Origin of the sequence: Micromonospora sp. CPCC 205558 (assembly GCF_036902955.1) — a bacterium.
Taxonomy (GTDB): domain Bacteria; phylum Actinomycetota; class Actinomycetes; order Mycobacteriales; family Micromonosporaceae; genus Micromonospora.
The window spans coordinates 21,104-44,048 of record NZ_JBAKHR010000048.1 but is presented as its reverse complement, the minus strand read 5'-3'; the positions used below and the strand labels follow the sequence as shown (position 1 = coordinate 44,048).

Annotated in this window: 25 protein-coding genes and 1 pseudogene; 12 read left to right on the top strand and 14 right to left on the bottom strand. The window is 72.7% G+C overall.

The window, feature by feature from the left end:
* The 4 genes and pseudogenes from V6U86_RS32020 to V6U86_RS32005 form a co-directional block, all read right to left on the bottom strand.
* Positions 1-235 (bottom strand): annotated as a pseudogene (locus V6U86_RS32020) (hypothetical protein); the annotation flags it as partial.
* Positions 236-336: 101 nt separating this feature from the next.
* Entirely contained in the window at positions 337-2,070 is a 1,734-nt protein-coding gene (locus V6U86_RS32015) for a DEAD/DEAH box helicase (RefSeq protein WP_334510007.1), read from the bottom strand.
* Positions 2,071-2,239: 169 nt separating this feature from the next.
* Positions 2,240-2,902, bottom strand: a complete 663-nt coding sequence (locus V6U86_RS32010) for a trimeric intracellular cation channel family protein (RefSeq protein WP_334510004.1) — start codon at positions 2,900-2,902, stop codon at positions 2,240-2,242.
* A 40-nt stretch (positions 2,903-2,942) separates the two neighbouring features.
* Positions 2,943-3,161, bottom strand: a complete 219-nt coding sequence (locus V6U86_RS32005) for a DUF3039 domain-containing protein (protein ID WP_007456912.1) — start codon at positions 3,159-3,161, stop codon at positions 2,943-2,945.
* An 88-nt stretch (positions 3,162-3,249) separates the two neighbouring features.
* Between V6U86_RS32005 and V6U86_RS32000 the strand changes: the two genes are divergently transcribed.
* Both V6U86_RS32000 and V6U86_RS31995 read left to right on the top strand, forming a co-directional pair.
* Entirely contained in the window at positions 3,250-4,185 is a 936-nt protein-coding gene (locus V6U86_RS32000) for a pseudouridine-5'-phosphate glycosidase (protein WP_334509999.1), read from the top strand.
* Complete coding sequence (locus V6U86_RS31995; protein ID WP_334509997.1) at positions 4,182-5,081, top strand: carbohydrate kinase family protein; 900 nt, start codon at positions 4,182-4,184, stop codon at positions 5,079-5,081. The genes V6U86_RS32000 and V6U86_RS31995 overlap by 4 nt, the downstream gene beginning before the upstream one ends.
* 39 nt (positions 5,082-5,120) lie before the next feature.
* Here the strand turns inward: V6U86_RS31995 and V6U86_RS31990 are convergent, their stop codons facing one another.
* Entirely contained in the window at positions 5,121-5,480 is a 360-nt protein-coding gene (locus tag V6U86_RS31990; protein WP_334509995.1) for a DUF3099 domain-containing protein, read from the bottom strand.
* Positions 5,481-5,583: 103 nt separating this feature from the next.
* Between V6U86_RS31990 and V6U86_RS31985 the strand changes: the two genes are divergently transcribed.
* Entirely contained in the window at positions 5,584-5,883 is a 300-nt protein-coding gene (locus tag V6U86_RS31985) for a hypothetical protein (protein ID WP_334509993.1), read from the top strand.
* A gap of 2 nt (positions 5,884-5,885) precedes the next feature.
* Positions 5,886-6,197 (top strand): hypothetical protein, encoded by a 312-nt coding sequence (locus V6U86_RS31980; protein ID WP_334510013.1) that lies wholly within the window; start codon positions 5,886-5,888, stop codon positions 6,195-6,197.
* Between the two features lie 3 nt (positions 6,198-6,200).
* Here V6U86_RS31980 and V6U86_RS31975 read toward each other — a convergent pair whose 3' ends face one another.
* The gene (locus tag V6U86_RS31975; protein WP_334509991.1) at positions 6,201-6,785 is read right to left on the bottom strand and encodes an HhH-GPD-type base excision DNA repair protein; all 585 of its coding nucleotides are present in this window, start codon (positions 6,783-6,785) and stop codon (positions 6,201-6,203) included.
* Between V6U86_RS31975 and V6U86_RS31970 the strand changes: the two genes are divergently transcribed.
* Genes V6U86_RS31970 through dtd form a run of 3 tightly spaced genes read left to right on the top strand, consistent with a single transcriptional unit; the run spans position 6,775 to position 9,866 of the window.
* Positions 6,775-7,866, top strand: a complete 1,092-nt coding sequence (locus V6U86_RS31970; RefSeq protein WP_334509989.1) for a CPBP family intramembrane glutamic endopeptidase — start codon at positions 6,775-6,777, stop codon at positions 7,864-7,866. The genes V6U86_RS31975 and V6U86_RS31970 overlap by 11 nt on opposite strands.
* Before the next feature lie 37 nt (positions 7,867-7,903).
* Positions 7,904-9,388 carry a DUF7782 domain-containing protein gene (locus V6U86_RS31965; RefSeq protein ID WP_334509987.1) on the top strand — a complete coding sequence of 495 codons (1,485 nt, stop codon included), beginning with the start codon at positions 7,904-7,906 and terminating at the stop codon, positions 9,386-9,388.
* Positions 9,389-9,443: 55 nt separating this feature from the next.
* A complete protein-coding gene (gene dtd / locus V6U86_RS31960) occupies positions 9,444-9,866 on the top strand; it encodes a D-aminoacyl-tRNA deacylase (RefSeq protein ID WP_334509985.1) in 423 nt (140 codons plus the stop codon).
* A 102-nt stretch (positions 9,867-9,968) separates the two neighbouring features.
* Here dtd and V6U86_RS31955 read toward each other — a convergent pair whose 3' ends face one another.
* Positions 9,969-10,757: a sporulation protein gene (locus tag V6U86_RS31955; protein ID WP_334510011.1), complete on the bottom strand. Its 789-nt coding sequence runs from the start codon at positions 10,755-10,757 to the stop codon at positions 9,969-9,971.
* Between the two features lie 231 nt (positions 10,758-10,988).
* Between V6U86_RS31955 and sigB the strand changes: the two genes are divergently transcribed.
* A complete protein-coding gene (gene sigB / locus V6U86_RS31950; protein WP_442935040.1) occupies positions 10,989-12,005 on the top strand; it encodes an RNA polymerase sigma factor SigB in 1,017 nt (338 codons plus the stop codon).
* A gap of 109 nt (positions 12,006-12,114) precedes the next feature.
* Positions 12,115-12,522, top strand: coding sequence for a VOC family protein (locus tag V6U86_RS31945; RefSeq protein ID WP_334509983.1), 408 nt, complete (start codon positions 12,115-12,117; stop codon positions 12,520-12,522).
* 10 nt (positions 12,523-12,532) lie between these two features.
* Here the strand turns inward: V6U86_RS31945 and V6U86_RS31940 are convergent, their stop codons facing one another.
* Genes V6U86_RS31940 through V6U86_RS31930 form a run of 3 tightly spaced genes read right to left on the bottom strand, consistent with a single transcriptional unit; the run spans position 12,533 to position 17,193 of the window.
* Positions 12,533-15,088, bottom strand: a complete 2,556-nt coding sequence (locus tag V6U86_RS31940; RefSeq protein ID WP_334509981.1) for a bifunctional acetate--CoA ligase family protein/GNAT family N-acetyltransferase — start codon at positions 15,086-15,088, stop codon at positions 12,533-12,535.
* Positions 15,089-15,102: 14 nt separating this feature from the next.
* Positions 15,103-16,284 carry an acetoin utilization protein AcuC gene (locus tag V6U86_RS31935; protein WP_334509979.1) on the bottom strand — a complete coding sequence of 394 codons (1,182 nt, stop codon included), beginning with the start codon at positions 16,282-16,284 and terminating at the stop codon, positions 15,103-15,105.
* Positions 16,285-16,332: 48 nt separating this feature from the next.
* Positions 16,333-17,193: a sulfurtransferase gene (locus tag V6U86_RS31930; protein WP_334509977.1), complete on the bottom strand. Its 861-nt coding sequence runs from the start codon at positions 17,191-17,193 to the stop codon at positions 16,333-16,335.
* A 100-nt stretch (positions 17,194-17,293) separates the two neighbouring features.
* On the opposite strand from V6U86_RS31930, the gene V6U86_RS31925 reads away from it, so the two are divergent.
* Positions 17,294-17,983 (top strand): metal-dependent transcriptional regulator, encoded by a 690-nt coding sequence (locus V6U86_RS31925; protein ID WP_334509974.1) that lies wholly within the window; start codon positions 17,294-17,296, stop codon positions 17,981-17,983.
* 19 nt (positions 17,984-18,002) lie between these two features.
* Here the strand turns inward: V6U86_RS31925 and V6U86_RS31920 are convergent, their stop codons facing one another.
* Together V6U86_RS31920 and V6U86_RS31915 are read right to left on the bottom strand one after the other, a co-directional pair.
* Entirely contained in the window at positions 18,003-18,551 is a 549-nt protein-coding gene (locus V6U86_RS31920) for a hypothetical protein (RefSeq protein ID WP_334509972.1), read from the bottom strand.
* A 98-nt stretch (positions 18,552-18,649) separates the two neighbouring features.
* Positions 18,650-18,904, bottom strand: coding sequence for a DUF5522 domain-containing protein (locus tag V6U86_RS31915; RefSeq protein ID WP_334509970.1), 255 nt, complete (start codon positions 18,902-18,904; stop codon positions 18,650-18,652).
* Between the two features lie 144 nt (positions 18,905-19,048).
* On the opposite strand from V6U86_RS31915, the gene V6U86_RS31910 reads away from it, so the two are divergent.
* Positions 19,049-19,612 (top strand): dihydrofolate reductase family protein, encoded by a 564-nt coding sequence (locus V6U86_RS31910; protein WP_334509968.1) that lies wholly within the window; start codon positions 19,049-19,051, stop codon positions 19,610-19,612.
* Positions 19,613-19,729: 117 nt separating this feature from the next.
* Here V6U86_RS31910 and V6U86_RS31905 read toward each other — a convergent pair whose 3' ends face one another.
* Positions 19,730-20,665, bottom strand: coding sequence for a DUF2332 domain-containing protein (locus tag V6U86_RS31905; protein WP_334509966.1), 936 nt, complete (start codon positions 20,663-20,665; stop codon positions 19,730-19,732).
* 145 nt (positions 20,666-20,810) lie between these two features.
* Here V6U86_RS31905 and V6U86_RS31900 point away from each other — a divergent pair, with 145 nt between their 5' ends.
* A complete protein-coding gene (locus V6U86_RS31900) occupies positions 20,811-21,923 on the top strand; it encodes an FAD-dependent monooxygenase (protein WP_334509964.1) in 1,113 nt (370 codons plus the stop codon).
* Between the two features lie 49 nt (positions 21,924-21,972).
* On the opposite strand, the gene V6U86_RS31895 is transcribed toward V6U86_RS31900, so the two are convergent.
* A complete protein-coding gene (locus V6U86_RS31895) occupies positions 21,973-22,944 on the bottom strand; it encodes a CU044_5270 family protein (RefSeq protein ID WP_334509962.1) in 972 nt (323 codons plus the stop codon).
* Position 22,945: the final 1 nt, after the last annotated feature.

Below are 22,945 nucleotides of genomic sequence, written 5' to 3'. Positions count from 1 at the left end.
ACACGGCCGGCGCGAGGCCGGACACGGCCGGCGCGAGGCCGGACACGGCCGGCGCGAGGCCGGACACGGCCGGCGCGAGGCCGGACACGGCCGGCGCGAGGCCGGACACGGCCGGCGCGAGGCCGGACACGGCCGGCGCGAGGCCGGACACGGCCGGCGCGAGGCCGGACACGGCCGGCGCGAGGCCGGACACGGCCGGCGCGAGGCCGGACACGGCCGGCGCGAGGCCGGACACGGCCGGCGCGAGGCCGGCACGGGGCCGGACACGGCCGGCGCGAGGCCGATGCAGCCAGCGCGGGGCCGGACAGGGCCGGCGCGGGGCCGATGTGGGTGGGGCTAGAGGGTCTGCACCGTGGCGATGCGTTCCTCAAGCTGCTCGATGGTGGCCTGGGCGCTCGGCGGGCCGCCGCAGAGCCGGCGTAGTTCCGCATGGATCTTGCCGTGCGGCTGGCCGGTGCGGTGGTGTCGTGCGGCCACCAGGGCGTTCAGTTGGCGCCGGAGCGCCACGCGACGCTGGGCGGCGCTCATCGGTGCGGGTGGCGCTGCGGTGGGCGCAGCGGCCGGCTGAGCGGCCCCGTCGGCCGTACGACGACGTTGGGCGGCGAGCTGTGCGGCCTGCCGCTTGGTCAGCAGCAGCGAAACCTGATCGGCGGTGAGCAGGCCGGGCAGGCCGAGGTACTCCTCCTCCTCGGGGGTCCCGGCCTGGGCCGCGGTGCCGAACGACGCGCCGTCGAAGATCACCTGGTCCAGCTCGGCGGTGGCCGAGAGCGCCGCGAACCGCTTCTCCAACTCCCCACTGGCCTGGTCGTCGCGCTGCGCACGTTCCAGCAGATCGTCGTCGAAACCGTCGGCTTCCTTGGGTTTACCGAGGACGTGGTCGCGCTCGGTCTCCATCTCGCTGGCCAACCCGAGCAGGTGCGGCACGCTGGGCAGGAAGACCGACGCGGTCTCCCCCGGCCGGCGGGCCCGCACGAACCGGCCGATCGCCTGGGCGAAGTAGAGCGGCGTGCTGGCGCTGGTCGCGTAGACCCCGACCGCCAGTCGCGGGATGTCGACCCCCTCGGACACCATCCGCACCGCGACCAGCCAACGTTGGTCGGACGCCGCGAACGTCGCGATCCGGGCGGACGCGCCCTGGTCGTCGGAGAGCACCACGGCGGCCTTCTCGCCGGTCACCTGCTCGATCAGCTTGGCGTACGAGCGGGCGGTCTGTTGGTCGGTGGCGATGATCAGACCACCGGCGTCAGCCATGCCCGCGTTGCGCAGCACGGTGAGTCGGGCGTCGGCGGCCCGCAGCACCTGGGGCATCCAGTCGCCGGCCGGGTCCAGGGCGGTACGCCACGCCTGCGCCACCAGATCCTGGGTCATCGGCTCACCCAGGCGGGCCGCCAACTCCTCCCCCGCGTTGGTCCGCCAGCGGGTCTCCCCGGAGTACGCCAGGAAGAGCACCGGCCGGACCACCCCGTCGCGCAGCGCGTCGGAGTAGCCGTACACCGAGTCGGCGCGGGAGCGCAGCAGCCCGTCCCCGCCCCGCTCGTAGTTGACGAACGGGATCGGGTTGTCGTCGGAGCGGAACGGCGTCCCGGTGAGCATCAGCCGGCGTACGGCGGGCTCGAAGGCGGCCTTCACCCCGTCGCCCCAGGACCGGGAGTCGCCGGCGTGGTGGATCTCGTCGAGGATGACCAGGGTGCGTCGGGTCATGGTGCGCCGCCGGTGCACCTGCGGCGCCATCCCCACCTGTGCATAGGTGACGACTGCCCCGTGGAAGTCGGCAGCGGAGTGCAGGTCGGCGTTGCGGAAGGCGGCGTCGAGCTGGATGCCCACCCGGGCCGCGGCGTCGGACCACTGGTTCTTCAGGTGCTCGGTCGGCGCGACGACGGTGACCGCCTCGACGGTGCCGTCGCCGAGCAGCTCCGCCGCGATCCGCAGGGCGAAGGTGGTCTTGCCGGCGCCCGGCGTGGCGACCGCGGTGAAGTCGTCGCTACGCCGCCGCAGGTACTCCACCAGGGCCTTGCGCTGCCAGGCGCGTAATGCCGGGAACGTCTCTAGCACCGGCGTCCGGGCTGCCACGCGAAGCTCCTCTCCGACCGCACGATGGCGGACCCCGGGCGAGGGCCACGAGTATCCGCCGCCCATGAAAACGCCTCCGCGCAGAAGCTGCCGCGAAGGCCGACTCAGCATAACCAGCGCGGCCCGTGGGGCCCAGGCGACGCCACGCTGGTCACATCTGACGACCGGCTCACCACTCCCGGTCGGTGCGTGGATCCGCCCCGTCGGCACGCGGAGGGCGCAACCTGGCCACCGGCGCGGACCAGCGCCGACGCAGCGCGATCAGGCGCAGCCCGAAGACCAGGACGGCGGCGGCGGTGAGCGGTGCGGGCCCGGCCTGCCCGGTGGCGTACAGCAGCACCACCAGAACCGAACCGGCCAGCGCGGCCAGCGCGTAGATCTCCCGGCGCAGCACGACCGGGATCTCGGCGGTGAGCAGGTCCCGGCCGAGCCCGCCACCGATCGCGGTGAGCATGCCGATGAGACAGGCCCCGAGCGCCGGCACCCGGGCGTCGAGCGCCTTGAGCGTGCCGGTGACGGTGAACAGCGCCAGACCGGCCGCGTCCAGCACCAGCACGGTAGTCCGCAGTCGGGCCAGTTGGGGGTGCAGCCAGAAGACGGCGAGCGCGGTGATCGCGGCGGTGGCCGCGTACCGCCAGTCGGCGAAGGCCAGCGGCGGGACCTCGTCGATGACCAGGTCGCGCAGGATCCCACCGCCGAGGGCGGCCACGAAGCCGACGAACGCGACGCCGAACAGGTCCAGTCGCTTGGCCACCGCCGCCGAAGCGCCGGACGCGGCGAACACCGCCACCCCGGTCAGGTCGGCGATGAGCAGGGCGGTGGAGGTGGTCACCGCCGCAGGCTACGTCGCTGGCCGGAGCGCCGGCCGAGGTTCACTCGCGGTACGAGTCGTAGATCTCCTTGCACTTGGGGCAGACCGGCGAACCCGGCTTGGCCGCCTTGGTGACCGGGAAGGTCTCGCCACAGAGAGCGACGACGAAAGTGCCCATGACGGCACTCTCGGCGATCTTCTCCTTGCGGACGTAGTGGAACATCTCGGGACCGGTGTCGGCGTCCTTCAGCTCTGGACGCTCGAGAACCTCTGTGCTCACGTCTGCACCTCCGATCGTCAAGTTTGGCAGGTCATCACGGCCGGGTCCACTTGAGGCCGGTCGCGGCCCCACCCCGTACGGTGCCCATGTGACTGACTTTCACATCAGCTACGGCACCGAGGTCGCCGCAGCTCTGCGCGACGGCCGGCCCGTCGTCGCCCTGGAGAGCACCATCGTCTCGCACGGTCTGCCCCGGCCGGAGAATCTGCGGGTGGCCCGGGAGATCGAACGGGCGGTTCGGGACGCCGGGGCCGTTCCGGCGACGATCGGCATGATCGCCGGCGAGCTGGTGGTCGGCCTGGACGACGCGCAGCTGACCCGGCTGGCCACGGTCGACGGCGTGACCAAGCTCTCCGTCCGCGACCTCGCTGTGGCTGCCGCGACCGGCGCGGACGGCGCGACCACGGTGGCCGCGACCAGCGCGGTGGCCGCCGCCGCCGGTATCGGCGTGTTCGCCACCGGCGGGCTTGGTGGGGTGCACCGGGAGGCCGCGCACACCTTCGACGAGTCGGCCGACCTGGTCACCCTGGCGCAGACTCCGATCGCGGTGGTCTGCGCCGGGGTCAAGTCGATCCTCGACGTGGGCGCGACGCTGGAACGGCTGGAGACCCTCGGGGTAGCGGTGGTCGGCTACCGCACCCGCCGGTTCCCCGGTTTCTACCTCACCGACGCCGGCTTCGACCTGGACTGGTCGGTGGACTCGCCGGAGCAGGTCGCCGCCGTGCTCGCCGCCCGGGACGAGCATGCCGTGCACACCGGCGGGCTGCTCATCGCCAACCCGCTGCCGGTCGACGAGCAGCTCGACCCGGAACTGCACGACCGGACGCTCACCGAGGGTCTGGCCTTGCTGGAGCGGGACGGGATCACCGGAAAGGCCGTCACGCCGTACCTGCTCGCGCACTTCCACTCGGCCACCGAGGGCGCGAGCCTGGCGGTGAACGTCCGGATCATCCTGCGCAACGCCGATCTGGCCGCGCGGATCGCGGTCGCCTCGGCGGCCCGCAGCACCGCCGTCCCGGCATGACCCGACCGGCCCGGATGGTCGTCGTCGGGGACGTGATCACCGATGTGGTCGCCGTGCTGTCCGGGCCGCTCGCCGCCGGTTCGGACACCGGGGCCGAGATCAGTCTCGGTGGCGGCGGGCAGGCGGCCAACACCGCCGCCTGGGTCGCCGCGCAGCGGGTGAACGTCACGCTCGTCGGCGCCGTCGGTGACGACGACGCCGGGCGGGACCGGGTGGCCGAGCTCGACCGGGCCGGCGTCGACTGCGCGATCGAGCGGGTCGAGGGCGTCCCGACCGGCATGGTCATCGTTTTGGCCGCCGACGACGAGCGCACCATGGTCAGCCAACGGGGCGCGAACCTGCGGCTGAGCGCGGCGCACGTCGACCGGGCCCTCGCGGCGGCACCCGACGCTGGGCATCTGCATCTGTCCGCGTACACCCTGCTGGACGCCGAGTCGCGCGGCGCGGGGCTGCGGGCATTGGCCGCCGCCCGCGAGCGCGGGCTCACCATCAGCGTCGACGCGGCCTCCGCGGCACCGTTGCGGCGGGTGGGCGCGGCGGCGTTCCTGAGTTGGGTACGCGACATCGACCTGCTCCTGGTCAACGCGGACGAGGCCACGGTGTTGGCCGGTGGGCTGGACCCGGCGGCGCAGGGGCGGGCGCTGTCGGCGACGGCTCGGCGGGTCGTGGTGAAGCGCGGCGCGGCCGGCGCGGTCTGGGTCGACCGCACCACGCCGGTGTGCGTGGCGCCGGCCCGCCGGGTGGCGGTGGTGGACGTCACGGGCGCGGGCGACGCCTTCGCGGCCGGTCTGCTCACCGCGTGGCTCGCGGGCGCCACACCGAGCGCGGCGCTGGGCCGCGCCACCGACCTGGGCGCGCTGGCCGTCTCCACGGCGGGCGCACGGCCACAGTCGTAGCGCGGCAGTGACTGTGCGAACCCTGGCCCCGCTCGTGGGTCAGGGTTCGACGTCGATGACCTTGTGTGGGCGCTCCTCGGCGGTGAGACTCATCGGCGGGGTGTCGTCCTGTCGGCTTGGGTGGAACCTGTTGGCCAGCCGGTGCTGCTCCTTCGGCGGCCGGTCGTTGGCCAGCAGCACGGCCAGCCAGGGGATGAGCACCATGCCGAGGCCACACAGCGGCAGCCAGAGCCAGAGCAGTGGGGCGTTCGCACCGACCAGGATCGCGCCGACGACGATGCACAGCACCCGGATGCCCATCATCAGGACATAGCGGCGCTGGCGACTGTTGAGCTGATCGTCCTGGCTGCGCGAGGCGTCGGTGATCAGAATCGGCTGGTACGCCTGACGCTTCACCATGGACCTCCTCGAGGGGTTACGGCTCATCCTGTCACCGCAGGTCCGTGATCAGCGAACTTCGACTGATCGCGCTGCGTGTTACGCGCGTGGTACGCTCCGCGACGTGGGCAGCAGGTTCAGCTTCACCGACGAGGCGTTGGCCAACCTGAGGGTCTACGACGTCACACCTGGGGAAGTCTGGGAGGCGCTGCACAGCGCCCGGCGGGTCATCCGCCATCTGGGTGACGACGTGATGGTGGTCTACGCCGCCGCCCGTCGGGGCCGCAAGCTGGCGGTGCTGCTCGCCGAGGCCGATGGCACCGACAACGACTGGGACATCCTCTCCGCCCGCGAGCTGAGCGACGTCGAGTCCAAGCGCTACGACGAGGCCGTGCGGAGATCTCGGGAGATGAGGAGGCCGTGACGATGCACCGTAACGACGCGACCAAGCAGTTCCACAACGGCGGCGACCGGATCGCCGAGCTGATCGACGAGAGCCCGGCAGCGGAGCTGCCCACCCCCGACAGCGACGTGCCGATGGTGAGCCGCTCGGTGCGGCTGCCACTGGACACCTACGAGCGGGTCCGCGCCGCCGCCGACGCCCGGGGCATCGGGGTCACCACGCTGATGCGCCAATGGATCGAGGCCGGCCTGGCCGACCTGGACGACTCGGCGACCGTCTCGCTGGCCGACGTCCGGCGCGCGCTGGCCTCCCTGGCGCACCCCACCGCCGCCTGAGCCTCATCCCCCCGCAGCCTTGGCCGCGGCCTTCATCTGCTGCTTGTACTCCCGCACCTGACGCAGCGAATCGACGTCGGTGACGTCGGCCACGGACCGGTACGCGCCGGGGTCGCCGTAGTCTCCGGCCGCCTTCCGCCAGTCCTGCGGGGTCACCCCGAACCGCTTTCCGAGCAGAGCCACGAAGATCTGCGCCTTCTGCTTGCCGAAGCCGGGCAGCTCGGACACCCGCCGCAGCAGCTCCGGCCCGTCGGTGACGTCGGACCAGAGCAACGCCGCGTCGCCGTCGTAGCGCTCCACCAGCACCCGGCAGACCTCCTGCACCCGGGCCGCCATCGCCTTCGGGAACCGGTGCAACGCGGGCGGCTGGGCGAACAACGCGACGAGCGCCTCCGGGTCGTACCCGGCCAGTTCCGTCGCGTCCAGCTCATGGCCGAGCCGCTGCTGGAGCACGTACGGCGAGGAGAACGCCTTCTCCATCGGCACTTGTTGATCAAGGACCATGCCGATGAGCCGAGCCAGTGGGCTGCGCTCCAGCAGCTGGTTGGCCTCGGGGTCGATGGGCAGCACAAGCGTCATGCTGACCATCCTGCCCGGCGCACCGATCCGGGCGGACACCGACGCTCCGATCGTTCGAGGCAGGTGGCACCCGTCTGCCACGCTCGACGACATGCTGCGGAGCGCCCCGCCCGGTTCCCCGTACCACCGGCTCGGCCGCACCGAGCGGCACCGCTGGTGGCGACCCCTGGTCGGCACCGTCGCGCTGGCTGCCTCGGCGTTGGTGGTCGTCTGCCTGATCTTCGGCGTCGCCGCCGTCGTGGCCGAGCTCACCGACCGTCCCTACGACGCCGACGGGTTGCCGGCCTTCGGCCCGATCCCGGACGCCGCGCTGCCGGTCGCCTCGTTCGCGCTGCTGCTCCCACTGGTGCTCGGCGCCGCCTGGCTCGTGCAGCGCCGGCCCGCCGGCACGGTCTCCTCGGTGCTCGGCCGGCTGCGCTGGGGCTGGCTCGGCCGTTGCCTGCTGATCGCCACGCCGCTGATCATCGTGATGCTGGTCGGCGCGGACCTGCTGCTCGGCCTGACCGACGACAGCTCGATCGTCGATCCGGCAGCCACCTGGGTGGGTGGGCCGGAGTTCGCCGCCGGCCTGGTGATGGTCCTGCTGCTGGTGCCATTCCAAGCCGCCGCCGAGGAGTACGCCTTCCGTGGCTGGCTGTTGCAGGCTGTCAGCGCGTATCTGCGCTCACCCTGGCCCGCTATCGCCCTTCAGGCGGTGCTCTTCGCCGCCGCACACGGCTGGGGCACCGGCTGGGGTTTCCTGGACCTGGCCTTCATGGGGTTGCTTCTGGGCTGGTTGACAATACGAACCGGCGGGCTCGAGGCCGCGATCGCGCTGCACGTGGTGAACAACGTGATCGGCTTCGCCCTGGCGGCGGCGTTCGGCGGGCTCGCCGTCGACGAAACGATGGCCGACGCCCCATGGCAGCTCGTCCTCGTCGACATCCTGATGCTGTCGGCGTACGCCATGGTCGTCGACCGGTTGGCCGCGCGTCGAGGGCTGGCGACGGTCGTGCCGCCGGCCCCGGTCGTGGGGGTGCCCGGCGAGCCCTCGGCCCCGACCGGTCCGGAGCTGAAGCTGCCGGACGTCGGGGTCGAATCTCGCGGGTGATGACGGCTTCCTCCACGCCGGAAGGCAGGATGTCGGCGTGGACGAACACGACATGCTGCTCTCCCCCGCCGGCGTCGACGCGCTGCGGGCCGCGCTGACCAGAAACGGCTTCACCAGCCACGGCATCGCCGAGCGGCTGGGCGCGCAGGCGACCGCCGCGGTCGCCCGTAACGACTACCGGGCCGCGCTGCGCGCCACCGAGGACGGCGACCCGTTGAGCACCCTGATCCGGGTGTTCATCTGCGACCAGGTCGAGCCGGAGGCGGCGGTGGCCGCCGCGCTGGCACCGCTGAGCCTCGCGGAGGCGCTCGCCGGTGGGCTGGTCGAGCGGTACGGCGCCGGCCTGCGCGCCGGCGTCGACCTGGAGCCATACGGAGACGACTGGTGGGTGCTGGCCGACGTGCCGGCCAGCGCCCGCCCGGGTCGCCCGTTGCACGCCGAGCACGTCCTCGGCATCGGCGGGGCGACCCACACCCTGATCGGCGCGACCATGCGCCGGCCGGTCGACACCGCACTGGACCTGGGCACCGGCTCCGGCGTCCAGGCCCTGCACCTGGCCACCCACGCCAGGTCGGTGACCGCCACCGACCTCTCCGAACGGGCGCTGCGCTTCGCCGCGACCACCGCCGCCCTCAACGGCCAGGACTGGGAGCTGCTCCGCGGCGACATGGTCGCCCCGGTGGCCGGCCGGCGGTTCGACCTGGTGGTGAGCAACCCGCCGTTCGTGGTCGGCCCGGGCACCACCACGCACGTCTACCGCGACTCCGGCCGGGTCGGTGACGCGATCGGCGCCGAGCTGGCCGCCGCCGCCCCGGGTCTGCTCACCGAGGGCGGCACCATGCAGTACCTGGCGAACTGGGTGCACGTCGCCGGCGAGGAGTGGGACGAGCGGGTGGCCGGCTGGTTCGCCGGGACCGGCCTGGACGCCTGGGTGATCCAACGCGAGGTGGCCGACCCGATGGCGTACGTCGACCTGTGGCTCACCGACGTCGGCGAGACCGCCGACCCGCAGCGGATGGCCGCCTGGCTGGACTGGTTCGACGCACACAAGGTGGAGGGCATCGGTTTCGGCATCGTGTCACTGCGCCGGGGCGGACACACCGACCCGGTGGTCCGGGTCGAGGACCTGCGCCAGCGGGTGCAGCCACCGCTGGGCGACCAGGTCGCCGCCTGGTTCGACCGCCAGGACTTTCTCCGGGTACGCGACACCGAGGCGTTGCTCGCCGAGCGCTACCGGGCCGCCGAGGGCCTCCAGCTACGACAGGACGCCACCATGGGCGACGAGGGTTGGGGGGTGGACCGGCAGGTCCTCGCGATGCCGCACGGCCTGCGCTGGACCGAGGAGATCGACCCGCTGGTGCTGGCGCTGGTCGGTGGCGCCGACGGCCGACTGCCGCTGCGCGACCAGCTCGCCCTGCTCGCCGCCGCGCACGACGTCGAGCCCGACGAGATGGCCGAGGCCGCCGGCCCGATCGTGGCGCACCTGGTGGAGCGGGGCTTCATCGAGCCGGTGAGCACCTGATGCCGGCGGTGGGCCCGGTGGCCGGCTCGGCGGCGATCCCGGCGGCGGTCGACTGATGCGTGCCGTGGTGCAGACCGTCGGGCGGGCGAGCGTGACGGTGGACGGGGAGGTGGTCGGTGCGATCGAGAACGGTCTGCTGGTGCTGCTCGGGGTGACCCACACCGACACCGCGCAGACCGCTCAGACGATGGCCCGCAAGGTGCACGAGGTCCGCATCCTGGACGGTGAACGATCCGCCGCCGACACCGGCGCGCCGATCCTCGTGGTCAGCCAGTTCACCCTCTACGGCGATGCCCGCAAGGGCCGCCGCCCGAGCTGGACGGCGGCCGCCCCCGCCGAGGTGGCCGAACCACTGGTGACAGCTGTCGTCGACGCCCTGCGGGCACGAGGAGCGAAGGTGGAGACCGGCCGCTTCCGCGCCCACATGCTGGTCGAGAGCCAGAACATAGGCCCCCAGACCCTCCTCCTAGACCTCTAGGGACAACAGCGGTGATCAAGAGGTTTGCGTCAGGATTCGGGCTCGGTATGACGCAAACCTCTTGATCACGGAGGCAGGCTGATGGGGTGGGGTGGGGCGGGGTCAGGAGAAGAGGCCTCGGCGGGTCAGGGACTGGCGGAGCCAGTTGTCGAGCTCGGCGGTCCAGTCGGTGCGGTCGGCCGTGGCGTGGTCGACAGTGAACCGGCCGAAGGCGTCCCGGCCCTCGGTGAAGACACCACCACGCTTGTCGACCTCCAGCACCACCTGCATCTGCTGCGCGTCGGCGATGAAGGTGACCTCCAACTGGTTGATCGAGCGGGCGTACTGCGGCGCCGGGTTGAACTCGATCTCCTGGTAGAACGGCAACGTCTGGCGTACGCCGTAGATGTGACCGCGCTCCACATCGGCGCGGGCGAACCGGAAGCCCAGCCGCAGCAATGCGTCCAGCAGTCGCTCCTGCGCCGGCAGCGGGTGCACCGACACGGCGTCCAGGTCACCCTTGTCGACCGCGCGGGCCACCTCCAGCTCGGTACGCAGGCCCATCGTCATCCCGTGCAGGTGCTGCCCGTACAGCTCGGTGACCGGCGTCTCCCACGGCACGTCGAAGCGGAACGGGAGGTCGTAGCGCTGCCCCGGGTCCAGCCGGAACGCGCCGGTGACCTGCTGGCGGTGGAACTCCTGAGTGGTGTCGTAGTCGTTGTCGCCGCTCTCGACCTCGACCCGGGTGACCAGGCCGAGGGTGACATGGTCGATGTCGACCTGGTGGTCGCCGCCCATCACCTGAATGCGGCCCTCCAACTGACCGCCCGGGCGGCAGTTCGGGTTGGCCAGCACCGTCTCCACCGACGGGCCGCCGACGCCCATCGCCTTCATGAGCCGCTTGAAGACCACACTGTCCTCCAACTGTCGTCCTCGGCCGACCAGAGGTGGCCGGCCGTCCGCAACGTAGCCGGGGCGGGCAACCACACACTCCGACGACACACCGCACCAGCGATCCGACCCAATTCCTGTCGGGTGCCCGATCGCCTCACTCCCGTTTTACGCCCCGCCCGCCAAGCTGTTTGTCACACCGGCACCGCTGGGCCGGGAACGCGGCACAGACGTGGAAACGGGGAGATAGAGATGGTCCTGCAGATGACGGAACACCGGACGCGCCCGGCCACCACGACCGACACTGACGGGGCCCCCGAGTCCCTCGTCGACCTGGACGCCACCGACGAGCGCGGCATCTCCACCGACCTGGTCCGGGCCTACCTCAACGGAATCGGCCGGACGAAGCTGCTGACCGCCGCGCAGGAGGTCGACCTGGCCCGGCGCATCGAAGCCGGCCTGTTCGCCGACGAGAAGCTCGCCACCTGCACCCCGGTCTCCGCCGAGCTGCGAGCCGACCTGGAGCTGATCGTCGCGGAGGGTCGGGCGGCCAAGGACCACCTGTTGGAGGCGAACCTGCGGCTGGTGGTCAGCATCGCCAAGCGCTACACCGGCCGTGGCATGGCGTTTCTCGACCTGATCCAGGAGGGCAACCTCGGCCTGATCCGGGCGGTGGAGAAGTTCGACTACGCCAAGGGTTACAAGTTCTCCACGTACGCCACCTGGTGGATCCGGCAGGCCATCACCCGCGCCATGGCCGACCAGGCCCGCACCATCCGCATCCCGGTGCACATGGTCGAGCAGGTCAACCGGATGGTCCGGGCCCGCCGCGAACTGGCGGTGACGCTGGGCCGCGAACCGACCGTCGCCGAGGTCGCCCACGCACTGGAGATCCCCGAGATCCAGGTCATCGAGCTGATCTCCTACGACCGGGAGCCGGTCAGCCTGGACCAGGCCGTCGGCGACGACGGTGAGAGCGCGCTCGGTGACTTCGTGGCCTCGGTGGACCCGCGCACCGAGCCGGGCGACGCCGCCGCACAGGGCGAGCTGCGCAACGAGGTCAGCATCGTGCTCTCCACCCTGTCCCAGCGGGAGCAGGCCGTCATCCGCCTCCGGTTCGGCCTGGACGACGGCCGCCAGCGCACCCTGGACGAGGTCGGCCGGGAGTTCGGCCTGTCCCGGGAGCGGATCCGGCAGATCGAGAAGGTGACGCTGCTGAAGCTCCGCGACCCGGAGCGGGCCCAGCGCCTCGAGGCGTACGCCTGCTGACGCACCCGGTTCCCACGGAAGGCCCCGGCGGTTCGCCGGGGCCTTCCGTGCTGTCGGGGTGCTTGACTGGAACACCGATGCGCTGACCGGTGACGCGAGGAGAGCAACGATGAACTGGACCCTGGAAGTGGTGATCGTGCCGGTCTCCGATGTGGATCGGGCGAAGAAGTTCTACGCGGACCAGCTCGGCTTCACGGTGGACCACGACACGGTGATCAGCGACGAGGCGCGCATCGTCCAGCTGACCCCGCCCGGCTCCGGCTGCTCGATCGTGATCGGCAAGGGCGTCGTCCCGCAGATGCCGCCCGGCTCACTCAGGGGCCTGCAACTGGTGGTGCCCGATCTGAAGCGGGCCCACGAGGAGCTGGTCGGGCGGGGTGTGGAGGTGAGCGACATCCAGGTGGTGGGTCGGAACCCCCGGCCGGTGCCGGATCCCCTGGACAATGTCGGTTTCGTCTTCTTCGCCGACCCGGACGGCAACACCTGGGGCGTCCAGCAGATCTCCAGCCGCGCCTGACCGGGCCCGCTCACAGGCGGCGAGGGCCGGTGTCCGGGCGGGCGACGACGCCACCCACCCCGACCTGGGCGTGCAGGACCGAGAGGCCGTCCGGGCGGGCGAGCACCGGGTTGAGGGTCAGCGATCGCACCCGGGGTTGTTCGTCGGCGAGCTGACCCACCCGGAGCAGCAGATCGACCAGGGCCGCCCGGTCGACCGGCGCGGCCCCCCGGTGCCCGCGCAGCAGCGGTGCAGCCCGGGGCTCGTCGACCAACTCGGCCGCGTCCCGGTCGGTCAGCGGCACCGCCCGCCAGGCCCGGTCGCCGAGCAGCTCGGTGGCGACCCCACCGAGGCCGAAGCCGACAACCGGCCCGAACGCTGGGTCCTCCACCACCTCCACCACGCAGGCCACCCCGGGCGCGACCATCGGCTGGACCAACGCGTCCGCGCCGAAGGCCGCCGCCAGGTCGGCGTACGCGCGACGGAGGGTCGACTCGTCGGGCAGGTCGAGCCGGACCGCGCCGAGGTCCAACCGGTGCCGCAGCCCGGGGTCGGCCGCCTTGAGCGCCACCGGGAAGCCCAGCCGCGCGGCCGCGTCGACCGCCGCGTCGACCGAGTCGACGGGCACCGAGGCCACCACGTCGATGCCGTACGCGGCCAGCAGCGCACCCGGGTCGGTGGCGTCGGCCCGCAGCGCGGCCTGTACGGCAGCGCGATCGAGGCCGGGCAGCTCCGGTGACACCCCGGGCGGGCGGCGGAGCCACTCGGCGTACCGGTGCGCGCGGGCGAGCGCCCGGACCGCCTCCTCCACCCCGCCGTACGCCGGCACCCCCGGCGGCAGCCGCCCGACCAGGAACGTCGCCACGGTCGGCTTGCCCAGCGCGAGGGCGGCCGGCAGCGCGGCGGTCACGTCGGCGTCCACCTCGGTCAGCTGACCGGGCAACGGTGGGGCGAAGACCACCACCAGGGCGTCCACCCGTTCGTCGGCGGCCGTCTCGGCAAGAGCGGCGGCGAACTCGGCGGCACCCGCGCTCGGCCCGACGTCGCGGGGGTAGCCGTCGGCGACGGTGAGGCCGTGCCCGGCGCAGGCGGTCGCGGCGAGCCCGGTGAGGGCCGAGGAGTTGCCGACCACACCGACCCGGCCGCCGGCCGGCAGTGGCTGATTGGCGAGCAGCACACCCACGTCGAGCAGCTCCGGCACAGTGTCCACCCGGATCACCCCGGACTGGGCGAAGAGCGCGGCCACCGCCACCTCGTCCGGGCCGGCGGCGTCACCGACCCCCGGCGGGCGAGCCGGTGAGGCGAGCGCGACGACCGGTTTGGCGCGGCCGATCCGCCGGGCCAACCGGGCGAACTTGCGGGGGTTTCCGAAGGTCTCCAGGTAGAGCATGATCACGTCGGTGCCGGGGTCGTCCTGCCAGTACTGCAGGAGGTCGTTGCCGGAGACGTCGGCCCGGTTGCCGGCCGAGACGAAACTGGACAGCCCGAGGCCCCGCCGGTCCGCCTCGGCGAGCAGCGCCACCCCGAACGCCCCTGACTGACTGAAGATGCCGACCCGACCTGCCGGCGGCAGCGCCGGGGCGAGGGTGGCGTTGAGGCGTACCGTCGGGTCGGTGTTGGCCACGCCCAGGCAGTTCGGGCCGACGACCCGCATCCCGGCAGCGTGCGCCGCGCGGACCAGGGCCCGCTGCGTGGCCGCGCCCTCCGCGCCGGCCTCGGCGAAGCCGGCCGAGATGACCACCAGGCCGTGCACCCCCGCGGCGGCGGCGTCGGCGACCACCGCGGTCGCCGCCTCCGGTGGGACCGCCACCACCGCCAGGTCCACCGGCGCGCCCGCGTCAACAGCCGACGGGTACGCGGGGAGGCCCGCCACTGTCGACGCGCTCGGATGCACCGGCACCACCGCACCGGTGAACCCCCCGTCGCGCAGGTGCCCGAGCACCGCCGCGCCGACGCCCTGCCCGGTGGCGCTGGCACCGTAGACGACGATGCCGCGCGGGGCGAGCAGCCGGGCGATGGAGCGGGCCTCGGTGCGGTGTTCCCGGCCGCGCTGCACCTCCAGGCTGGCTTCGGTCGGCGCGATGGGGAAGCTCAGGTGGACAACGCCGTCGGCGTACTCGCGCTGGACCTGGTAGCCGAAGTCGGCGAAGACCCGCAGCATCGTCCCGTTGGCCGGCAGCACCTCCGCGACGAAGCTCATGATGTCGTTGCGGCGGGCCGCGTCGGCCAGGTGTTCCATCAGCACCGAGCCGATGCCCCGGCCCTGGTAGGCGTCCTCCACCACGAAGGCCACCTCCGCCTCGGGCGCCTGCGGGCCGAGCCGCTCGTACCGGCCCACGGCGACGATCTGGTCGGCGGCCAGCACCACGAACGCCTCCCGGTCGTGGTGGTCCACTGTGACGAAACGGATCAGATCCCGTTCCGGGATGCGCGGGTACGGCGAGAAGTACCGCAGGTAGCGGGTGCGCTCGGAGAAGCGGCTGTGCATCGCCACGATGCCCGGCGCGTCGGCCGGGTCGATCGGTCGCAACTGGACTGTGCTGCCGTCGCTGAGCAGCACGTCGACCGGCTGGTCCGGGGTGGTCACCGCAACCGCCCGGCTCAGTCCCGCGGATCGTGCGGGTCGAGCCCGAGCAGCGGGAAGACCGTCTTGCGGGTGGCCGCGATCGCCCGGTCCACCGCGTTCGGCTCGCCGGTCGGCTGCCACGGCTCGTACGACGGGTCGGCGTCGTCGGTCATCCGCAGCGGCACCTCCCGGCCCAGCCGGCGTGCGGCGACCAGGTCCCGCCAGGCGGGTGGGGTGAGCGTGGCCGGGTCGATCGGGTCACCGGTGGCCACGGCCAGCAGGTGACTCCAGGCCCGGGGCACCACCTCGACGAGCGCGTACCCGCCGCCACCGGTGGCCACCCACCGGCCGTCGCACAACTCGTCGGCGAGCGCCCGCAGCGCCAGGTAGGTGGCCCGCTGCCCGTCGACGGTCAGGTTCAGGTCGGCGAGCGGATCCAGTCGGTGCCCGTCGGCGCCGCACTGACTGACCAGCACCTGCGGCCGGAACGCGCGCAGCACCGACGGCACGATCGCGTGGAACGCCCGCTGCCAGCCGGTGTCGTCGACACCCGGCGGCAACGGCATGTTGACAGCGGTGCCCTGCGCGCCCGGCCCACCCGTCTCGTCCGGGAAACCCGTGCCCGGGAAGAGCGCCAGCGGGGTCTCGTGCACGCTGACCGTCAGCACGCGCGGGTCGTTCCAGAAGATGTCCTGCACTCCGTCGCCGTGGTGCACGTCGACGTCCACGTACGCGACCCGCTCGGCGCCCAGGTCGAGCAGGCGGGCGATGGCCACCGCCGGGTCGTTGTAGACGCAGAACCCGGAGGCTCGGGCGGACATCGCGTGGTGCAGCCCACCGGCCACGTTCACAGCCCGCCGGGCGTCGCCACGCCAGACCGCCTCGGCGGCGGCCACCGTCGCGCCGGCGATGAGCGCGCTGGACTCGTGCATCCCCTCGAAGACCGGGTTGTCGGAGGTGCCCAGCCCGTATCCGGCGAAGAGCGGGTCACGCGGCGCGTTGCGCACCGCGGCGAGGTAGGCCGGCTCGTGCACCCGGGTGAGCAGGGCGTCGGAGGCGGGCTCCGGCTTGACCACCCGCACCCCTGGCCGATCCAGGATGCCCAACTCGCGGGCGAGCGCGAAGGTCAGCTCCACCCGGACCGGGTCGAGTGGATGGTCACCCATGTCGTAGGCGAGCAGCGACTCGTCCCACACCACCACCGTGTCGTCGGACATGAGCCCATCGTCGCACGAGGACGGGCACCGGCCCACCGCACGCGCTGGTCAGCGGCCAGGTGTCGGCCCGGAGGCGACCGGGCGGGCCGGGTCGGCCACCCAGTTGCTCCACGATCCAACGTAGAGCGCGGCGTCCGGGCGACCGGCCAGGTGCAGCGCGAGCACCGCCTGCGCGGCGGTCACCCCCGAGCCGCAGTACGCCCCGACAGCCCGCCCCTCGGTCACCCCGACGGCGGCGAACCGCTCGCTCAACATTTCGGCGGCCAGGAAGCGGCCGTCTGGCCCGACGTACTCGCCGGCGGGCAGGTTCGCCGCACCCGGCACGTGCCCGGCGACCGGGTCGATCGGCTCGACCTCGCCCCGGTAGCGCGGCGCCGCCCGTACGTCGAGAAGCACGGCGTCGTCAGCGGCGGCCAGCGCGGCGGCCTGCCCGGCGTCGAGCACCGGGAGATCACCGGGGCGCACCACGACGTCACCGGGGGGTGGGGTGGGCACGTCGGTGGAGACGGGCCGACCGGCGGCGACCCAGGCCGGGTAGCCGCCGTGCAGCAGGCGCACCGGACGGTGCCCCGCCCAACGCAGCGTCCACCAGGCCCGCGCGGCGGCCATGCCGTCGCCGCCGTCGTACACCACCACGGGGTGACCGGCGCGGACGCCGGCGGCCCGCAGCGCGGCCTGCAACGCGGCCGGGTCGGGCAGCGGGTGCCGACCGCCGAGGCCCGGCGCCCCACAGAGCGCGGTGTCCAGGTCGACGAAGACCGCCCCGGGCAGGTGACCGGTGAGGTAGTCGTCGCGGCCGGGCGGGCCGATGAGCCGCCAGCGGACGTCGAGCAGGGTGGGCGGATCGACCTGGTCGAGCTCGGCGACGAGCGTGTCGACCTCGACCAACGGCTCCTGGGTACCGGACATGGCGACCATCCAACACCATTCGCGTAGACGGCACGCGGTTCGGCGTCGGCCGCCGACCGCGCACCGAGGTACCATCGTGCACCGGAGGGCCGCTGACCTTATGAAGTCTCACGACCTGGTCGACACGACCGAAATGTACCTGCGCACCATCCTCGAGTTGGAAGAGGAGGGGGTGCCACCGCTGCGTGCCCGCATCGCCGAGAGGCTGCAGCAGAGTGGCCCCACAGTGAGCCAGACCGTCGCCCGGATGGAGCGCGACGGCCTGCTCACCGTCGAGGGGGACCGGCACCTGACGCTCACCGCACAGGGGCGCGGCAGCGCCGTCTCGGTGATGCGCAAGCACCGCCTCGCCGAGCTGCTGTTGGTCAACGTCATCGGGATGCCCTACGAGGAGGCCCACGAGGAGGCCTGCCGCTGGGAGCACGTGATGAGCGACGCGGTGGAGAAGCGGGTGTACGACCTGCTCAACCGTCCGACCCGTTCCCCGTACGGCAACCCGATCCCGGGGCTTCAGGAGCTTGGCTCGCCGGCGGCGGAGACCACCGAGGCCGCCGAGGGCGAGCGCAACCTGGCCTTCCCGGGCCTCTCCGGGCCGGTCGTGGTGCGCCGGATCTGCGAGAGCGTGCAGAAGGACGCCGACGTGCTGCGCCAACTGCACGCCGCCGGTGTCGACCCGGGCGCCACGGTGACAGTGGCCCAGGAGCGTGACGGGGTGTCGATCGACCGCTCCGGTGACCGGGTGCGGCTGCCCCGCGAGGTCGCCTCCCGGGTCTTCGTCGCCGCCAGCTGACCGACCGGGCATCCGGGCGTCACAACGTCCGGGTGTCCACCTTCTTCGCCAGCGCGGCCAGGTCTCCGGTCAGCTTCTCCACCGCCGAGCGCTCACTGCCACGGGCTGCGGTCCAGCTCACCGTGGCCAGCCGTCCGTCGCTGGCCAGCCAGCCCACCTCGGCGACCGGCCCGCGCCCGCTGGCCGCGGCGGTGGTCCGCTTGTACGCCTGCTGACCCAGCCCGGTGACCTTCGTCGCCTTGTCCGGCACCACGTCCGCCCCGAAGGTGGTCTTGTCGATCGTGGTCTCGGTCACGCTGAGCGTCAGCTCCGGCAGGGTCGCGCCGGCGGCCCGGACCACACAGGTGTGGGTGTCGCCCTGTTCGCTGGACGCCGCCACGTCGAAGCGCGCCTTCACCACCTGCTCGATCACCGTGAAGTCCAGCAGCCGGCAGGCGCCGCCCGAGGAGGCCGCCGCCACGTCCACCGTGACCGGCACCGGTGGCGGTGCCGCCACCGGTTCCGCCTCGTCGGCGCAGCCGCTCACCAGCAGCCCGGCCAGCCCGGCGATCACGATCCGCCCGCGCACATCCCACCCTCTCGCCGACCGACGGCAGAAAGCGCCCGCCGGATGTCCGTCGGACACCGTACGGGGTGTCGGTGTCGCGCGGAACCCCCGTTGATGCCCTATTCCGACAATGGATCGTCCACGTACGGGCAGTGTCGGCAGCCGCGCCCGCAGCACGTGCCTCGACGGGCCAGGAAACCAGCACTGAGCACGAACAACCCGCTCGCTGGATCGAGGTAGCCGGCCTCGTCGGCGGCGAGCGCGGCGTCGTGCGCGGCGAGGATCCGGGCCCGGTCGGGGTGCTCCGGCGGTAGCCGGGACGGGTGCGGCTCGGTGAGCGGCCGGCCGGCCAGTGGTCGTCGCTCTCCGGTCACCGCAGCAGTCTAGGGACGGCTACCACTCAGCCTCCCGCCTGGATGCGCGACATGCCCCCGGCGTCGTCGCGGTGGGTGGTTGTTTCGTCGTACGGTCCGGGGACGATCGGTTCGACGCCCGTCGACGCATACGGAGGGGACGCGATGCGGAAGATCGTTGTGCAGATGAGCGTGTCGTTGGACGGGTTCTTCGAGGGCCCGGGGGGTGACATCGGCTGGCACCAGGTCGATGAGGAGTTGCACCAGCACTTCAACGATGTGATCGCCCCGATGGGCGGGTTCCTCAGTGGCCGGGTCAGCCATGAGTTGATGGCCGCGTACTGGCCGACCGCCGACCAGAACCCGAGCGCCAGCGGCCCGGAGCGCGAGTTCGTCCGGATCTGGCGGGACATGCCGAAGATCGTCTACTCGCGCACGCTCGACCACGCCGACTGGAACGCCACAATCGCTCGCGAGGTCGACGTCGAGCAGGTCCGCAAGCTCACTGCCGAACCGGGCGGCGACCTGGCACTCGGCGGGGCAGACCTGGCCGCGACGTTCGCCCGGCACGACCTGATCGACGAGTACCGGATCTACGTCCACCCGGTGCTGGTGGGTCGGGGCCGCCGGCTCTTCCCCGACGCCGGGACTCCGGCCGCGCTGCGACTGGTGGAGAGCCGCGTCTTCGGCAACGGCGTGGTGCTGCTCCGCCACGAGCGGGCCCGCTGACCGATGATCAACGGCTGGTCGACCGGCGATGCGACAGTGCCGGCGGTGGACTGGTTCATCCGGGCCCTACGCGCCCGGACGCCCGAGCCAGCTCATTGACCCGGGGCAACCCGGCCGTCAGCCGAACCAGGTCATCGCCTGGCCGTGGCCTCTGGCCCAGGCCAGCGGCTTGCCGTCCAGCGCGAGGACGTTGTGCAACGCATCGTTCGGCGGGTCGGGCAGCCCGTCGTACCGCAGCACCTCCGGTCCCTCGTTCGCGATCCAGTGCCCCGGCAGCTCGCGGACCAGGCGGACGAACGCGTCCCGGCGCGGGCGCGGCACCTGGTAGAGCACTGACGTGTGGAAGACCACAAGCGTCGCGTCGGCCGGCGCCCGCGCGGCCAGCGCCGGCAGGTCGTCCACCAGGTCGCCGCGGACCAGCAGCGGCGGGTCGGCCGCGGCGATCGCCGCCGCGGCCCGCAGCCGGGCCCGCCGGTGGGCGTGCTCCGGCCAGATGAGGGCGTCCAACCAGGACACGTCGGCGGGGTCGGTCACGTCGAGCGGGTTGAGGTCCAGGCCGGCCCGCCACACCACCTGGGGTACGCGCGCCGGTGGCACCAACCCGTTGGCGGCGCAGTCGAGGACCGGCTCACCGGAGCCGATCTGCTGATCGCCGTAGCGGTACGCGTACCGGTCGGGGTAGAGGCAGAGGCCGGCCGACGCGCCGACCTCCAGCAGGGCGAGGGGCTGCGGCAACGCGGCGAGCAGCGGCAACAGGACCGCGCACCGGCCCGCCTCGTTCGTCTGGGTGGCCCGGGTGAGCAGCTCCGCCTCGACGGCGGGCCAGTGCGTCACCACGTAGTCGTGGAAGGCGACCGGGTCGCCGACCGGGCCACCGAGCCAGCGAACGACGCCGAACAGCAGATTTGGCTGCCGCTTGGCCGGCGGTAGCCGGTCGAGCAGGGCGAGCAGGGCGTCGTCGCGGGCGACGGCCTGCGACAGGCGCTCGTACGTGGGTGACACCCCGCGCGCCTCGCGGTTGCCGAACTCGTCGTACGCCCCAGCGGTCGTCATGGCCCCATCGTCGCAGCCCACTCCTCGACATTTCAGCCCCCATTTCGGTGCGCTGACTCACCCGCCTCGTAGAGTGCTGCGTCGGCCCGAGGGTTGAGCAGCAGCTCAGCGGGGTGCGGGCAGGGGCAACGGGGAGGTACGTGTCGTGCGGGGTGACGGTGTTCGGGTACTGATCGTCGGCGGTGGTGTCGCCGGACTGGCGACGGTGGCCGCGCTGCAAGGCTGGGGCGCGACTGTCGACGTGGTGGAGCGAGCGTCCGGGCCCACCGACTCCGGCACCGGGATCTACCTCACCGGCAACGCGACCCGGATCCTCGACGTACTCGGTCTGCGGGAGGCGGTCGCCGACGTCGCCGTGGAAATCACCCGGCAGCGCAGCGCCAACCAGCGCGGACGTCGCCTCTTCGACATCGACGTGGCAGCGCTGTGGCAGGGCGTCGGGCCGTGCGTGTCGTTGCCCCGGGCCCAGCTGCACCGGGCGCTGCTCGACGGCGTCGGCGACGCCCCGATCCGCTGGGGCCGCCAACCGGTCGCGCTCCTGCGCGAGGGCGACCAGGTCGCCGTCGAGTTCGACGACTCCAGCACCGGACGGTACGACCTGGTGCTCGGCGCGGACGGGGTGAACTCGACGGTCCGCCGGCTCGCCTTCGACGGCCACGCCGCCCGCGACCTCGGCCAGTACGCGTACCGGTGGGTCGCTCCCCGCGTCGACGACGAGCCGGTCTGGTCGGTGCAGTTGGGGCGCGGCAAGCAGTTCCTGACCATCCCGATCAGCGCCGAGCAGACGTACTGCTACTACAACGACGGCCCGGTGGCCGACCGGCCCGGCTGGCGCGATGAGCTGGGCGCCACGTTCACCGAACCGGTGGCCACCATGCTCAAGGCCCTCGACTACGACGACAGCACCCTGCACGCCGGGCCGAACCAGGAGGTCGTGCTCGACTCCTGGGCCCGAGGGCCGGTGCTGCTGGTCGGCGACGCCGCCCACGCCACCTCGCCGAACATGGCCCAGGGCGCCGCGATGGCCCTGGAGGACGCCGTCGTGCTCGCGTCATCGTTGGTCACCGCCGATTCCGTCGCCGAGGCGTTGCGTGGCTACGAGGCGCGGCGCCGCCCGCGTACCGGATGGGTGCTCGCCCAGACCCACCGCCGGGACAAGGCCACCGGGCTCCCGCCCGCACTACGCGACACGGTCATGCGCCACCTCGGCGAGCAGATGTTCCGTTCGAACTACGGGCCCCTGTTCGCCCAGCCCTGACCGACCGACGTGACCGGCACGGCCAGGGCCAGGGCGGTGCCATCACCGCTCAGGGCAGCTGGCCGGGCCGGTCGACGATGGCGATGCGGAGTAGGGCCGCGGCGGAGTACAGGGACTCCTTGCCGTTGCGCACCACCGAATCACGGCGGCCGAGGAAGACGTGGGTGTCCCGGTCGAAGAGGAAGTCGTCGTTGCCACCGATCACGCCGGGCATCCGAATCGCCACCCCGTGCCGGCCGGCGGCGTCCACCACGTCGCCCGAGATGACGACCGCTCCGGGTTCCCGTGCCAGCAGTTCGAACAGCGCCGCGAGCGCCCGGGGTGGCACGTAGCCGCGCAGCATCGACCGCGCGGTGGTGTACGCCATGCTCTCGTCCCCGTAGACGGCCTCCTCATCGGCTGCTTCGGGAAGATGCAGGTCGACCGGGTGTTCGCGAAGGTAACGGAGCAGCTCGTCCGGATCGGTGGGCAGGTCGCCGTGGTACGCGGGCGGTTGGAATGCGTCGAGTTCCTTCCAGGGATCGCCGGCATCGCGCATGCGAAGCTCCCTCAGCTCGCCCCACCCGTTCGGATCGCTCTCCGGTCGATAGCGCCCCTGCGTGTACGCGACTCCCCCGGCCGACTGCCACAGTTGGGCCCGGACGGTGTTGTAGGGGCCGCTGTCCGGTAGCTCCCGCGTCGTCGACAGGAATTCCGTGAAGACGTACTGGTCGGGCCGGGCGGTGAGCTCGGGCTGCTGCCGGGCTGCGTCGGCCGCCAGATGGAAGATCTCCGACGCGCTGGCCGTGGGCGGCGGCTGATCACCCAGCCTCATCGTCTGGACCGCCAGCGCACCGGCGGTCAGCGTGACTGCCAACCCGAACGCCCCGGCGAGGCGCCAACCGCGCAGGAACCGGGTACGACGTCCGGCCGGACGGGCCGCCGAAGCCGTCTCGGCCCGCTCGGCGACGTGTGCGGTCAGATCCCTGAGCAGTTGCTCCTCGAAACCCTGCGGCGATCGTTCGATCTCGTTCATCGTCATC